The organism is Rhizobium sp. PK7-22 (assembly GCF_056530405.1).
Genome location: NZ_CP096513.1, coordinates 338,871 through 353,352 on the forward strand (window position 1 = coordinate 338,871; position 14,482 = coordinate 353,352).

General features: G+C 56.3%; 15 protein-coding genes and 1 pseudogene. 2 read left to right on the forward strand and 14 right to left on the reverse strand.

Annotated elements, in window-relative coordinates:
- Window positions 1-13 precede the first annotated feature (13 nt).
- From M1E10_RS01755 to M1E10_RS01795, 9 genes and pseudogenes are all read right to left on the reverse strand, one after another.
- Complete coding sequence (locus M1E10_RS01755; protein WP_499173297.1) at window positions 14-958, reverse strand: GNAT family N-acetyltransferase; 945 nt, start codon at window positions 956-958, stop codon at window positions 14-16.
- Entirely contained in the window at window positions 955-1,647 is a 693-nt protein-coding gene (locus M1E10_RS01760) for an acetyltransferase (protein ID WP_499173298.1), read from the reverse strand. The genes M1E10_RS01755 and M1E10_RS01760 overlap by 4 nt, the downstream gene beginning before the upstream one ends.
- Entirely contained in the window at window positions 1,644-2,423 is a 780-nt protein-coding gene (locus M1E10_RS01765) for an SAM-dependent methyltransferase (protein ID WP_499173299.1), read from the reverse strand. The genes M1E10_RS01760 and M1E10_RS01765 overlap by 4 nt, the downstream gene beginning before the upstream one ends.
- A 23-nt stretch (window positions 2,424-2,446) precedes the next feature.
- On the reverse strand, window positions 2,447-3,994 hold the full coding sequence (locus M1E10_RS01770) for a DegT/DnrJ/EryC1/StrS family aminotransferase (protein WP_499173300.1): 1,548 nt from the start codon (window positions 3,992-3,994) through the stop codon (window positions 2,447-2,449).
- Window positions 3,995-4,112: 118 nt separating this feature from the next.
- On the reverse strand, window positions 4,113-4,847 hold the full coding sequence (locus M1E10_RS01775; RefSeq protein WP_499173301.1) for a glycosyltransferase family 25 protein: 735 nt from the start codon (window positions 4,845-4,847) through the stop codon (window positions 4,113-4,115).
- A gap of 117 nt (window positions 4,848-4,964) precedes the next feature.
- Window positions 4,965-5,077 (reverse strand): annotated as a pseudogene (locus tag M1E10_RS01780) (4-hydroxy-tetrahydrodipicolinate reductase); the annotation flags it as partial.
- 60 nt (window positions 5,078-5,137) lie between these two features.
- The gene (locus M1E10_RS01785) at window positions 5,138-6,925 is read right to left on the reverse strand and encodes an ABC transporter ATP-binding protein (protein WP_499173302.1); all 1,788 of its coding nucleotides are present in this window, start codon (window positions 6,923-6,925) and stop codon (window positions 5,138-5,140) included.
- 306 nt (window positions 6,926-7,231) lie between these two features.
- Window positions 7,232-8,089: a 3-deoxy-manno-octulosonate cytidylyltransferase gene (locus M1E10_RS01790; RefSeq protein WP_499173303.1), complete on the reverse strand. Its 858-nt coding sequence runs from the start codon at window positions 8,087-8,089 to the stop codon at window positions 7,232-7,234.
- Window positions 8,090-8,105: 16 nt separating this feature from the next.
- Window positions 8,106-8,795: a glycosyltransferase gene (locus M1E10_RS01795; RefSeq protein WP_499173437.1), complete on the reverse strand. Its 690-nt coding sequence runs from the start codon at window positions 8,793-8,795 to the stop codon at window positions 8,106-8,108.
- Window positions 8,796-9,061: 266 nt separating this feature from the next.
- On the opposite strand from M1E10_RS01795, the gene M1E10_RS01800 reads away from it, so the two are divergent.
- Window positions 9,062-9,973, forward strand: coding sequence for a glycosyltransferase family protein (locus M1E10_RS01800; RefSeq protein ID WP_499173304.1), 912 nt, complete (start codon window positions 9,062-9,064; stop codon window positions 9,971-9,973).
- On the opposite strand, the gene M1E10_RS01805 is transcribed toward M1E10_RS01800, so the two are convergent.
- Window positions 9,974-10,714: a membrane-anchored protein gene (locus M1E10_RS01805; RefSeq protein ID WP_499173305.1), complete on the reverse strand. Its 741-nt coding sequence runs from the start codon at window positions 10,712-10,714 to the stop codon at window positions 9,974-9,976.
- Window positions 10,715-10,734: 20 nt separating this feature from the next.
- Window positions 10,735-11,322, reverse strand: a complete 588-nt coding sequence (locus M1E10_RS01810) for an acyltransferase (RefSeq protein WP_499173306.1) — start codon at window positions 11,320-11,322, stop codon at window positions 10,735-10,737.
- Window positions 11,323-11,629: 307 nt separating this feature from the next.
- On the opposite strand from M1E10_RS01810, the gene M1E10_RS01815 reads away from it, so the two are divergent.
- Window positions 11,630-12,559, forward strand: coding sequence for a WaaZ-like lipopolysaccharide core biosynthesis protein (locus tag M1E10_RS01815; protein WP_499173307.1), 930 nt, complete (start codon window positions 11,630-11,632; stop codon window positions 12,557-12,559).
- A gap of 152 nt (window positions 12,560-12,711) precedes the next feature.
- Here the strand turns inward: M1E10_RS01815 and M1E10_RS01820 are convergent, their stop codons facing one another.
- The 3 genes from M1E10_RS01820 to M1E10_RS01830 form a co-directional block, all read right to left on the reverse strand.
- A complete protein-coding gene (locus tag M1E10_RS01820) occupies window positions 12,712-12,972 on the reverse strand; it encodes a hypothetical protein (RefSeq protein ID WP_499173308.1) in 261 nt (86 codons plus the stop codon).
- A 243-nt stretch (window positions 12,973-13,215) separates the two neighbouring features.
- Window positions 13,216-13,398 carry a CrpP-related protein gene (locus M1E10_RS01825; RefSeq protein WP_499173438.1) on the reverse strand — a complete coding sequence of 61 codons (183 nt, stop codon included), beginning with the start codon at window positions 13,396-13,398 and terminating at the stop codon, window positions 13,216-13,218.
- A gap of 320 nt (window positions 13,399-13,718) precedes the next feature.
- Window positions 13,719-13,970 (reverse strand): hypothetical protein, encoded by a 252-nt coding sequence (locus M1E10_RS01830; RefSeq protein WP_499173309.1) that lies wholly within the window; start codon window positions 13,968-13,970, stop codon window positions 13,719-13,721.
- Between the last annotated feature and the right edge of the window lie 512 nt (window positions 13,971-14,482).

Genomic DNA, 14,482 nt, shown 5'->3' on the forward strand with positions numbered 1-14,482 from the left:
TGGCCCGCCCTTATTAGACAGGATCCAATAGTACCTCGTAGACCTCATGCACTATCGTGCTTCCGCCGAACTCTTCCTTCTGCGTGACTAGGCCCTCATTAAGGATGCGTCCCCCATCTTCATTCGATATCCCGAAGTCGAAGTAGCGATGGGAAAGACGGAACCGGTTTATTAGAAAGTCGAATAAGCCATCCAAAGCCGCAACGTCGCGCCCCTCGATGCTTACGGCGATATACTGCGCGTGGGCGACGGTTGCGGTCTCGAACATGACGACGCCAGCCACTGTCCGGCCTTCGTGCTCTGCAGCATATAATTTAATGATCTGAGGAAATCGCTGGGCGAGTAATCTTATTTCTTTCAACGTGTGGGTTGGCGCCACTCCGTGCCGCGAGTGCAGTGCGTCGGAAAGTATCGTCCAGAATGCTCCCCAATCTTGGCTCTCGTTGAAGGTTACGCCTGATTTGACGGCTTTTTTTACCCCGCGCTCTCGGCGTTTAGATCGTATGCCGGGAGCGAGATAGTCTATGGTTGTCGTAACATCGCATCGGATAAGGCGCGCGCTGTGGCGAAATAGCGCGTATAAATCTTCCTGTGCTGGAGAGCGGTGATAGACGACCGGCAATGCTTTATAAACAAGCCGCCTCACCAGTTGAGCGCGCAGACGATCTAGCAGGGCATCCCATATGGCCAGCATGCGAACGGAATTCACTCTTTGATCGATGACAAGCCCACCGAAAGTCAGACCTTGATGCGAAAAGACCGTGTCGCCGGCGACATTCGCGGGCAACAGAGCAATAGGTCTGCCGTCCTCAAGAACGATATATGAGCAATCCTGGAACCGATCAGAGTGATACTCCATGAAGCGCCGGTCGAAAAGGAAGTGCCCGTTCCGAGCCTGTGCGTTCAACGTGTTCCATAAGTCATGTTCGAACGGCGTGTATGGCACGATTTCGATCATACGTCCTGAACCCGGCAAAAACGCTTGGCCGAAATCTTCCTGCGTTCCGCGGGACTCCCCTGATAAATTGAGTCAGGTAACGTCGATGTTGCTATAGAGGCGGCCATGGCGACGTAATTATCTTCCGCGACGTCAAGGTTATTCCCGATGGCTGCATTGACGCCCACGTAAGTGTAGGTGCCAATGTTGCAGAAGCCGGAGATTACTACATGCGACGTGATGAAGACGTGATCAGCGATTGTGGAGCGGTGGCCGATGTGGTTTCCGCTCCAGAGGATGATGTTGTTTCCGATCGTGACGTAGGGTTGGAGCGTATTGTTTTCGAGAATGAAGCAATTCTCACCGATCGAAACATTGGGCCAGACAAAAGCTTTGGAGCTTACATAGCTAGCAAGTGCATAACCGCGTCGCTTCATATCAGCATAATGCCGGGCACGTACGCGGTTCAACTGCGCATCGCCAATTGCAACGAATGCCGTGACCGATGTAGGTGGGAAATGGTCCTCTACGGTTGTGATGTCTATGAGAGGGAGGCCTTCAAAGGTATCGCCGGTCCGGTAATCATTTCCAATTGCAAATCCTACCGGCTCATAAGAGGAGTCGTGTCGGAAATACTCATATGCCATAGAGGCGATCTCACCGTTACCGACAATCAGCAATGGCGTTTTCATTTTCACCGGATCGTTCATGGTTTCCTCACCAGCAAATCGTCACGGCGGTTGGCCATAGGCAAGGAAGGTGGCTGAGGAACCAGATAGGCGTCACAGCCTAGGGAATGTGCTCTACTGATCAACCCTTGAAGCACCGCATCATCTATCAGTCCGCGGCTGCTATTGGTCGGGGAGAGAGGGGGAAGATCATCTCGACCCGTGAATTCCTGATGGAAGCTTATGCCGGACGCGCTCTGGAAGAAGCGGCGTCGTTTAGAGGCATTCGGAATGTCGCCAAATAACACCTCTCCGCCGTCGGCAAGTGAGTCAATCACAACATCCATGATATGAAATGGATTGGTCTCGACAACCAAATACTGAAGTACGCTATAGCTTAGTACAGCGTGTATGGGAGCCCCAGCCGCTGCGCGAACTTCTTCTTTATTTCCTGGGAAGAAGCCGCTGATTTTGACTACATGAGGAGCATCCGGCAATTGGCTCAGCATTTCGTCTGAATCGACCAATATAAGGCGGTGCCCGTTCTTTTCGCATAAATCTATAAGCATTCGTGGCAAGTTCGCACATCCAGGGCCGATGTCGACTATCACCTTGTTTTTCTCTAACAGGACTGGCAGTTTTCTGCAGATGTCATCGAAGATAGCTCCCTCGAAGTTCTCGCGATACTCCGCCGGGAACCCGATGCGCTCGTGCACGGAAAGGTGGGGATTGGACGCAAGCTTTCGAAAACCCTCGTAATCAAGCTCAACGGCAGCCAAGTCGACGCTACTCATGGTCGCTAGCTCTTCATCCTTCAAGACTGTCTCCTCGTTCATCAAAATCAAGACCTGAAGAAATGGCGCGTTTTGTCAATAACATAGTCGATTTCTGCATCTGTATGCATTGCGTCAAGCGGCAGGCTCAGCGTTGATTTTGTCAGACCTTCGGCAATTGGGAAAGCGTTCTGCGCCCAGTTCATCGCACGGAAGCACTTTTGATGATGAATAGGCAATGGATAATGAATGTTGGTGCCGATGCCGGCACTCGAAAGCCAACGATCAAGCGCGTCCCGACGCCCATCGGCCACCTGAATGGCAAATACGTGCCAAACGGGCCGGGCCCAACTCCGGACTGCAGGTAGGCTTAAGCCTTCTATCCCACTCAGGCCGTCGAAATATCGGCGTGCATGTTCATCTCGTCGCGAATTCCAAGAGTCCAGCTTTCTCAGCTTTTGAGAAAGCAGTGCCGCTTGCATCGGATCGATTCGCGAGTTCACCCCCAACTCGTCGTGGTGGTACTTGCGAGAGGATCCGTAATTACGTATCTGTTTGAGGTTCGCGATAATATCCCCATCGTTGGAGGTAACGCCGCCCGCATCGCCGTAGGCGCCGAGGTTCTTCGTTGGATAAAAACTGAATGCGGCAGCGTCCCCTAGGGAGCCGCAAGGCCGCCCTCTGTAGAGGGCTCCATGAGACTGAGCAGCATCTTCTAGAACAAAAAGGTCGTTGCGCCGCGCGATTTCCATAAGCGGATCCATATTGACCGGATGGCCATATAGATGCACCGGGATGACAGCCCTTGTCCTTGGAGTAATAAGAGACTCAATCTTGCTGATGTCCATAAGGGCCGTATCCTGTTCGACATCGACCAGGACAGGGGTCGCACCTGCGCGCATTACGGCGAGTGCGGTCGCGACGAATGTGTGAGCAGGAACAATGACTTCATGGCCAGGGCCAATATCACGGACCCGAAGAGCCAATTCCAGTGCGTCATAGCCATTGGCTACCCCCGCGGCCCCAGTCGTCCCGCAGTACTCGGCGAAGGCCATCTCGAACTCTTCGACGATGGAGCCGCCGATGAACATCCCTGAATCTAAGGTCCGTTCGACAGCGTGTCGAAGCTCATCGCGCATAGCGTGAACATAACGGCCGAGATCTATATAGGGAACTTTTGTGATTTCCGAGGGACGACTATAATTTATGAAATCACCATAATTGCGAATGTAATCTTTCTCGTCATAATATTCGGATGCAAGTACCGCTACGAGACTTTCGTCGTCAAAATCGACAAGCTCCCGCCAATAGCCGCTGGGCAGGACTAGCGCCTGCTCACAATTATCTAAGCGGATCTCACGCTTTGTTCCGAAGCCTTCAAGTTTTATCGTTACGCCTCCGCGTAATGCGATGAAGCATTGATGCAAATGCTTGTGGGCGTGGCCACCGCGCTCGCTGGCAGCAGTAACATCCGTGAGAAAGTAAAAGCGCTTGAAGTCGAAGCCGACTTCTCTCACGCCCTCGATAACGCCAAGTAAGCCTCTCGGATCCCTGATCGTCTTCAGGGGTATCATACGCGGTTCGATCTGATGGTTTTGGTCTAGTGTCGGCTGCATCGTAAATTTCCTATAGCTCAACTTCGCTGTAGGCGAGAAGATTCAGGATCATTCCAGCCGAGCATGTGTATATTGAATATATCGACGTATTTTTGGGAAGAACGCATCTATTCAAAAGTTAGCCAATAAACGTGTAACAAAGCCTCAGAGCACTCTCTATCGTCCGGTCAACGTAAGCTTCCAGCCGTTTCCACCATTTAAATTTGGTGCCTCTATAGACTGACCTGCTGGCGATCGTCGTGCCATGTCGTCCGGGAGTGACAACGTTCCGCCGCGTCGCGTAGATCTCCGCTTTCATTGCCCAGCCCCGTTCCAATGCGACGTCCAATGGGTACTTCATACGCTGCAAACCCTGGATCAGTTTGCGGGCTCCGGCCCGCGTCACCGCGTAACATGCGGCAGAGCCCTGTGGACCGTGTCCAGCCCGGCCGATCTCATCACCGAAGGATGAGGTGGCAAACATTTTGAACCAAACAATTCTGTGGTTGCAGAGTTTGATGACGTCCGCCCTGGGCAAAACCTCAAACGCAGCTTGCGTACGCACCAGAAGATCAGCACTCAGCTCGATGTCATCCTCAACGATGATCCCGATAGGTTGCCCAGTATCGAGGAAGTCCGACAGCGCCTTTAAGTGGCTCCGATAGCACCCATATTCGCCAGGAAGAATCGTGCGGCCGTTATTGCGCCTGAACGACCTCTCGTCGCACTCTATCCAGTCTTGCCTATCGACTTGAGCTCCATCTATGCCGGGAACGCGGATGAGCCGAAAGTCCAGTTCTGCCGCTTGCCTTGTAAGACGTGTCCAACGCTCGTTCGATCTATCGAGGTTGATCGCAAAAATGCCGATGTCCATCGTGCTGTCAGTTTCTGCTTTCGATGCTTGCTAGGAGCAGTCCATAGCGCTGTCACTCGTCAACGGGCGCCCTCGGTATCACCTTTCTAGTGGGGTCTGCAAGCAAGAGGAAGACATTCCGACACCGGCGATTTCGCCGGCGTCCTTGCCGATGAAGGGTGAGCCCTCCCGTTCGCATGGAGAATAGCGCCGTCCGTTTCTTGGATCACCCGGATCAGGGTCTGGCCCATCCGGCCACCACCACCACGAGTTTCATCGGATTGTCGTTCATGCCGGCGTAGCTTTCATGTTCATGCTGCGGTTTCGGGAGCCTGCAGATTGTTGAGGCGAGCGTAAAGCCCGTCCTTGTGCTGTGCAAGCACCTCGTGCGTGCCTTCCTCGATCACCCGGCCCTCGTGCATGACGATGATCTTGTCTGCATTGACCACCGTTGACAGCCGATGCGCGATCACCAGCACGGTGCGTCCGCTCATGGCCGATTCCAGCGCCTTCTGAACGGCGGCTTCCGATTCATTGTCGAGCGCGGACGTCGCCTCGTCGAGGAGCAGGATCGGCGCCTGGCGCACCAGCGCCCGGGCGATCGAAAGACGCTGGCGCTGACCGCCCGACAGAGTCACGCCGTTCTCCCCGACCGGCGTGTCGTAGCCGAAGGGCTGCGCCAGGATGAAGTCGTGGGCATGGGCGAGCCTTGCAGCCTCTTCCACCTCGGCATCGCTCGCCTCCGGTCGCCCGTAGCGGATGTTGTCGCGGATTGTCCCTTCAAAGAGATAGGGCTGCTGCGAAACATAGGCGAGGTGGCGCCGCAGCGACGACTTGGTGACGTCGGTAATATCCTGGCCGTCGATCAGGATGCTGCCTTCCGACGGGTCGTAGAAGCGGGGAATGAGGCTGATGATCGTCGATTTGCCGGCACCGGATGGTCCCACCAGGGCCGTCGTCTTGCCGCCCTCCGCCACCAGATCGACGCCGCGCAGGATGGTGTCGCCGCTGGCATAGGAAAAGGACACGCCGCGCAGCTCGATCCTTGCCTCGGTAACCACCAGATCCTTGGCGCCCGGCTTGTCGCGCTGCAGCGCTGGCTGGTCGAGAAGCGCGTAGATCATCCGCGCATTGACCACGGCGCGCTCCATCTGGACCTGCAGCCTGGCCAGCCGGCGTGCCGGGTCGTAGGCGAGCAGAAGGGCGGTGACGAAGGCGAAGAAGGTTCCCGGTGGCACGCCGTCGTAGATCGACCGGAAAGCGGCATAGGCGAGCACGCTGGAAATCGCGAAACCCGCGAAGGTTTCCGTCAGCGGCGCCGTGCGTTCCGTCAGCCGCGCGATCCGGTTGGCGCGGTTCTCGGCCTGCGTGATCAGCTTCTGGACCTTGCGCCCGAGTTGATCCTCCATCGTGAAGGCCTTGACGATGGTGATGCCCTGAACCGTTTCCTGCATGGCGCCCAGCACATGACTGTTGAGCTCGATGGATTCACGCGTGGCGCTGCGCAGCCGGCGCGATACGTAGCGCAGCGCATAGATCAGCGGCGGCGCCACGACGAAGACGATCAGCGACAGCACCGCGTCCTTGCTGAACATCACGCCGATCAGCGCGATCAGCGTCAGGAAGTCGCGGGCGGTGGAGGTGACCGTGAGGTTCAGCACGTCCCGGATGCCGTTGACGTTCTGGCTGATCTGCGCCGCCAGATAAGCGGACCGGGCATCGCTGAAGAAGCCGACCGACAGGGACATCAAATGGGCGTAGAGGCGGCGCTGGTAAGTTGCCACGATGTTGTTGCCGATCTTCGACAGCGTCACGGACTGGCCATAGGTGGCAAGGCCGCGCAGCACGAAGGTGAGGAAGATGGCGCCGCATATCAGCCATACGATATCTGCACGCTGATTGGCGAAGGCCTCGTTGACGACGGCTTCCATGATCCAGGCGGTGAAGGCCGTCGTTGCGGCAACGACGACGAGGCAGAAGATCGCAAAGGCATAGGCCTTCACGTGGTGGCGACCGTTTTCCGCGATCACGCGCTTCAGCACCCTGGTCACGGTCCCTGAATCCAGGTGGTGTCGCTTGTTGTCTTTAGCAGAGCCCAATAAGGATGATCCCGTGTCTAGACAGCGCTGAAGGCGGGCGGCCGTTCTGCGTGTCTATACCGAAGAAAGGTCATCATGGCCAGCGCAGCAGCTTTTGCACTTGAGAGCGTGCTTTCCCTGCCAGCGGCGTCCATGGACCGAAATGCCGTTTCCCGCGACGTAAGGCAACGGAAATCAGCATCCTGCGGCTGGGTAGGCAGTGCGATCTCGAAGGGCAGAGAGCGTTCTAACCTAATGCTGGGATGCCAGACCGTGTCGAGAGACACGACGGCCGAAGCGAACCCTGCGCTCATCTCACCCACGCCTCTAGGGCGTTTTTTGCTTCTTCAGGGACGCCGGCTTGAGTCGGCGAAGAAAATTGTCGCCGGCCCGGATGAAGTTCGTCAGAGAGATCAACTTATCAACCTCAGCGTCGCTATTGGAGAGACGCTCGGACAGGACCTCTGCCGCGGCCAGAGCAACGTCTTCAGCGGGTATCTCCGGGAACCGACGTGCCAGCACCGAATACGGATTTTTGGAGACCCCGCCGTGAATAGTAATTTTTCCGAGACGCGCAAAAAGACGCAGGAACGTCTGCTCGAAGCTCCAGTCGTGAATGGAGACGACGCGCCATTTTTCGGTGCGCCTTGCCGAGAAGCCGGCCAGGACGATTTTTGAAGGAAGCCTCAACTCGCTCAGCCACAGAGCGATCGCGAACCCGCTTGTCGGTGTTTTTCCCTCTGTGTAGAAATCGTCGCAGTACCCGGTCAGATCCACATGGCCGGTCGGCGCCTGCTTGAAGTCAGCTGCCGTGTTCAGTTTTTCGTTCTGACCCAACCGGACATTCATGAGGCCCAGAAAATGCGCCTTGGAGAAAAACGACAGGACCTCGTCGACCTCCTTGCGGTAGACGATGTTGGCCCCCTTGGGTTGCGCCCGCGAGACCAGAAGCGCATGGCCGTCAAACGGACGGTCGAGGACCTTGTAGACCTTGTTAAAAAACACAAACAGCGCGGTGGCCGGATACTCCCGCTGCAAGGCCTCGATATCCATCGAACCGCTGTTGGCAACGAGCACGATGTGGGAGTAGGGGGCCAGCAGCTCCCCCCAGTTTGAGGTTTCCCGCAGTCCCGACACCGCCCCGGGGGCTGGCAGGGCGCCTGCATCGCCAAGGGTGGAAGACATTTCTGAGGTCATCCGGTTACTGTTTTTGCTGTACGAAGTTTACCCGCTCACGCATAGCAAACCATTCTTCGGCGTAGTCGTCGTCCTTGTACTCATCGAAATAAGGGCCGCCATCGGTGAAATGCACCAGCTTCGCGTCGTCGCGGTAGTCATACTCGTTGACCAAATAGTTCCAGGCCAAGGGGACTTCGCCGATCTGATCATCGCTCTCGAGCCATTTGAACTGGTGCAGCTCGAGACCGGTCGCGGTATTGACGAACTCCTTGCTCAGCGCCGTGCATTTGGCATTGTTGAACAGGATCATGCTTGACCAGTTCTTTTTCTCATACTTGGTCTGTGCCTGACCGAGGAACTTCGTCTCGACCTTGGGGACATAATCGTGCTTAACGCACATTGCCGCCCATTTGTCATCGCGAAGCGACCAGAGCTCGGCGATATCGGCGCGCGCGAGCATGTCGCAATCCATGAAGATCGACCAACCCTCGTAGTTGCTCAGGTACGGGACGAGGAAGCGAGAGAAGGAAAATTCGGTGGATTGCAGGGCATTGCGCTCGCGGGTGAACACGCCCTTGAGATTGTCGAGAACGATTGGTGAAAAGACGACGGGGATAGAGGAGCGTTCGATGATGCTCTGGCACAGGACATGATAGGCGACGACTTCTTTTGAATCGAAACCTACGAAGATACGAGCGACATCATTTCTCATGAAACACCTTTTACTGCTGCGCGAAGGGATCGGGGTGATCTCAATTCCCGAACCGTTCCCAAGGTTGAACATCCCACCTAAGTCAAGTGAGTGCATGAGCGGCTGAATGATGTCAATCTGTTGCAGCGCCGTTGCGCTCGTGGCAAATATTGCAGAACCCGACGGAGGGGGAGCAAGATCCGCAGAAGGGAGCTCAATGGTGACGGCCATATTATATCTGTCACGGATCGAAAAGTTCAACACCGCCGAGCTCGAAAGGACAGTTCATGGCCTGGTTTAAGCGACAGCAGTCTGCGATAAAGAACCTGTCGATCATGCCTCCCACTCCGGATCCGGATCGGAGCGGTGTCGCCATTGCGCTGTGCGTGAAGAATGAAGCCAGCTACATCGCAGAATGGGTGCGCTTCCATCGCGCAGTCGGTATCTGCCACTTTATCGTTTATGATAACGGATCAACCGACGATACGTGCAGCATCCTTCGCCGGGAACTGGATCCCGAACATCTGACGATTGTGCCGTGGGCAGGTAAGATCACGGCCACCAGAGCCGCCCAAATCATCGATGGTCAGGTTCTGGCGTTTGCCCATGCGATCCTGAACTTCGGGGGGCGGTTTTGGCGAATTGCGTTCATTGACGCCGACGAGTTCCTGCTGCCAATGACCGGTCAAACAATCGAGCAAGCGCTTGCGCCCGCAGCTGGTTTTCCCAATATCTCACTTCCGTGGCATATGTTTGGTACGAGCGGCCATCATCGCAGGCCCGCAGGCGGCGTTCTAAGAAACTACACAAGGCGGGCTGCCGATCCGATCGGGGCAGGAGAGCCGGCCTCGAACTTCAAATGCATCGTCGACCCCTGCGAGATTACGGAAGTGGCGGTTCACCACTTCAACACCCGCGAGTTCGGGGAACTCACCAGCAATGGCGCAGGTTATCGGGCTGATCGCAAAGGTCGAAAGCAGGCACAATTCTATTCCAACCAGGCGCTCCAGCTTAACCACTATTACAGCAAATCGGAGGAGGAAATGCTTGGCAAGATCACCCGGGGCTGGAACTACGCGCGATCCGCCGAAAAGCTGGAAGCAAAAATGCGCACGACCTTGCGCACCATCCAACAGAACGAATTAGAAGACATGGCTATGGTTCGGTTTTTGGAAGAAAACCACATCAACCTGGATTAGTTACTGTCGCGTGGTTTTGAGCTTTAAGCGGTCAGGCGTCCAGAGGGGGATGCCGGTTGTGGCGCTGACGTCCGGATCGGCTGTATATACAGGATGGTTCTTTGCGACGAGGCTTTGCAGAACCCTCAGATCCATGTCCTGGTGAAACCGGCGAAGATTTGCAGCGTTGTACACATGCCCGCTGCTCTTGGGGTTTATCCCTGTGATAATGACGGCAGGCGCTTTATGGTACAGAGCAAAGAGCACCGCGTTAATTCCATTGGAGCACTTGTCGTCGGCGGCCATTTCTAGGCTTTGGAAGCCACAAACACGACCAAGCAGGGCCATTCGGCTGTAGCGATCCACAAGCTCAAGGTTGTCATAGCCATAGTTGAAGGCCTTTAGTCCATCTTCCAAAGCTTGTCGGCCTTCGCGCCACAGAAAGACATACAGTGTGCCTGTTGTTTTTCCGTTCAGAACCCGGCGCACCTCAACGGCATTGGTGTTGACGCCACGGATCTGATTGAACTGCATGAAGGTGATATCGGGAGCCGACACACCCCAGGACGCCATGGCGGTCTGCGAGCCGTTCACCGAGATCGTCCTGTAGCCCTCATCAAAGCCGACTGGTCGGTGTGACATCGGTGCGGAGCCCACCACCACGACCGGACTGTCGAATGAAACTGGCGCCGCGGGCGGGTTTGGCCGCGTCAGCGCGTATTTGAGGTGGCGGTAAATCCGCGTCTTCACATCACGAAACAAGGGTGCACTCGCCGAAAAGTCTATCTGGTTGCGGATTGATCTGGTTCGGCGGAACTGTCAAGGTCCTCTTCATCTGATGACCGATCGGCACCCTCTCGTATGCGAAGGAGTCGCGCCGGCACTCCGACGTAGATTCCGTTCGCCACCGTTGGTCCTTTAATCACGGCATTGGCACCGACAATGCAACCGCGGGCGATGTGAGATCCGCCGAGGATCTTGGCACCCGCACCAATCCAGACATCGTCTTCGATGACGATGGGGAGCTTGACGACGGCTTGCTTGCGGATCGGCTCATCGAACAGCGAAAAGCCGTGGTCGAAAGAGGCAATGACGACATGCGCTGCGATTCGCATATCATTTCCGATGCGAATGCCGCCATGGCCGAGAAGCACCGTATAGTCATTTAACGAAACATGGTCGTCGATCTCGATGGCCCCGGTTTGTGCGTCGATGACAACGCCACATCGCATCAACACGCGGCTGTCGATCTGAATGGGCCCGCTGCGCCAGCGCAGGCGTGGGAGATAGCGCATCTTCGGCCGCTTTCCTATTGTCAGCGCCCCGCCAGACAGGAGAGCACGCATGCGCATCAGCGTTCCGAATTTCAATGCTATGGTTTGCTCCTCAGTCGACGATCGTCGTTTCGGTACGGCCGGTGGCGTGGCTGGCTCGCAGATCGTGCCTGCTCCCACCTGCGGCAGACCGCTTGGGGTCGGAGCGTATATCATAACAGCCCGGCTCCTCGAAGCCGCTCACGAGTCCACCACCTAATTACGGCGCAAATGCGAGGGAACCAGGAGGAGGTCATGCAAGTTTGTTGGCCGCAGAGCGATCGAGCTGGTGACAACACTCGTCACATTGCTGTGCCGACGGTATATAGTGTAGCTGTGAGACGGGAGAAGGCTCAGAATTGACATGAAATTTGGCTCGGATCGGCCGTTTCGGCGTAGCATTATCAAAATTGTCGCGTCGATGGCCTTGGGCAAGTCCAAGTCGCATTCGCACAATGCCTGGCCCGGCCTGAAGCTGGATGTTCCGCGCGCCGCTGGTGCCAGTGGTGCGATCCACTATCAAAAGCGCAAGATGTGCATGCTCTTGCATCCGTCGGAACTGACGACGCAGGCGGGTGACGAGATCAATATCGTCGGTTCCGGGCCCTCCATCAAGGACAACGACCTGACGGCCGTCGCCGCCGGATCAGCAATCCTTTTGAACGGAGCAATCACTCTCCTGAACAAGGAGATAGAACGGCCACTGGCTGTCGCCATCGAGGATGAACGCTTTGTGTGGCGCCATTTTCCTATGATGCGGGATCACATCGCAGACGGCACGATCTGCTTGCTGTCGGTCGGCGTCATCAGGGCCATCTGCGAAATCGATGCCGCCTGGCTTGTCCACAAGAAGGTCATTCTGATCGATGATATCCGCAAGCCATACCTTGGCCGGCGAAGGAACACGGCTGATCTCGAAAGGCTCGATTTTGTTCAGCTCGGTGACGATGGGGTCAGCGGCTTTTCTCATGATCCCGCTCGCGGCGTTTTTCAAGGCGGCTCTGTGGCAATCAGCGCGCTGCAATTTGCGGTTTTCTGCAACCCCAGGCGCATCGGGTTCTTTGGCCTTGATATCTCTAACGCGCAGGCTCCACGCTTTTACGAGAAGCCCGGCGAGACTGCGAAGTCGGGTGTGGCGCGTGCAGAAGGTCGTATTCTGTCGCATGTCAATTTAGCCAAGGCGATTTGCCGGAGCAGGGGGATTGAACTTCTCAATTTTTCAGCGATTTCCGCCCTGTGCACTTGCGGCCTAACTTACGACGCGCGGTACGCAAAGAACCCGCAACGGCCTTGATTCAGCGCTGAGGATCCGATCCATCGTTTCGGTGGCAATTGAAGCGGCCGAAGACGGGCTAAGGTGCAGTCCCCACCTGGTATCAGGAATAGGTTTATCCGACAGGTCTGCCCCGCACACTGTGAGACGGCCGCAGGGTGCGCGTTAGCGATCTAATTGGGGTCGACGATATTCGAGCGAGCGAGGATCACTATTTCTGGGAAGGGCGTATGCGGCAGGATCTGCTCTGCCACCGCGATCGCTTCGTCCAAGGGACGCGGCTTAATCGTTGAAGCTTCAATTAGTTTTCCGGCGCGTTGAAAGCTGGGAAAGTCAATGACCCCCATCAGTTGCCCCTCCACCCGCTGGACGCGCACCGTGATCGCGTCATCGGAGAACGTATCTACGCGTCGAAAGGAAGCCTGGTTCTTCATGAATCATCCGTTTCTGGTGCAAGTGCCGTCTCGGTACGTCTTTTAAGACGACCTGCAACCCCTGAATCAAGCCTAAATAAAGCCAATCATCAGCAAGCACCGGCAATCGTCGCGTACAAATCTCAAGCGTCGGCGCGATCTTTACATAGGAAAAGGCCGGGGCATAGCTCCGGCCTTTTCCATACCCCTTGCGTGCCATTACATCCGTGGTCACGTTTGAAGCGTATGCCGGCTGTCGTTCCGCTAACCTCGCGACGCATCCTCGATTGCCCACCCAAAAGACCAAGCATCCAGTCTCTGCTGCCAGTCTTGCAGCTTGCTGTCGCTGCGCTCGGGGGGCCGCGCCAAGAGCGGGTTCTGCTCAGGCGGATAACCGAGAATGCGCGCGGTGATGCCCCGATCTTGCCAATCGAGAATCGCCTCCATGTCGTTCACGAGCCACCTTCATCAGCCGGCGGGGCCATCATGGCCCCGCACATAAGACGTTGCTAAATAACGAAGCTTGAGTGAAACTGACGCTTCAACATTCGCACGAGTGACAACTACCTCCTAATGCTGTTCGGCCGGGAGCGGAGAGCCCGGTTGTTTCGTTCTCACATGTTTAGAGGGCAGGCAGCATCTCTGGGCATTGCCTCGAGCGGGTAGGTTTGGAGCCTCGATTAGGCAGGACCGGAAACGCGAAACGAGACGTCACACCTTGAGCAATCGAGGTGTCATATCAACGGAATGAGACGCCGCAGCGGCGTCTAAGCGGCATCCGGCCGAGCGAGGATCACGATCTCGGGGAAGGGCGTGTGCGGCAGTATTCGCTCCGCCACGGCCATGGCGTCCACGAATGGGCGTGGCTTGATTCCCGATGCAGCGATCAACTTCCCGTCGCGCTGGAAGCTCGGGAAATCGATCGTGCCGATCAGCCGGCCGTCCACCCGTCTAACCCGCACCGTGATGGCATCATCGGAGAAGGTGTCTACGCGGCGAAAAGGAGCTCGATTATCCATGGGTCACCTGTCTTGGCTAGGGTGCCATCATGGCACATTGGTCAGGATGACCCTTGCTGCTTAATCACGGGTTAACACAAAGCATGAAACAGCATTGGTTAGAGCCTCCCCTCAGCAGTGCGAAGCCCTCGCCGCCGAACCACCAAGCGCGAATCCACGTCGCCACTGATTATCCGGCGCGTTCTGAAGAATCTTGCCAAAATCGATCGTCGCTTCAGACCCACGACGAATTATTCTGGGTAGGGGAGGCGGCATCGACCATGAACATGGGGCGTCTGCCTGACCGTTGCTGCAGGCCAGCCAGCGCCGAAGCTTGCCATTTCGGGCCGCGCCACACGTCCTGCACCCACTCCGGCGGTGCTGTTCGGGCCTTAGCCGGCTCGTGGACAGAATCGGCTGCGCCGACCCTGTCGGTTTTCCGAATGTCCTAATCGAGGGCAACTGCCTGCGCGGTCGAGCTGTCCATGCTCAATGCCACGAAGTGCGGAAGAAGCGACAGTGCCCCCCGTTGA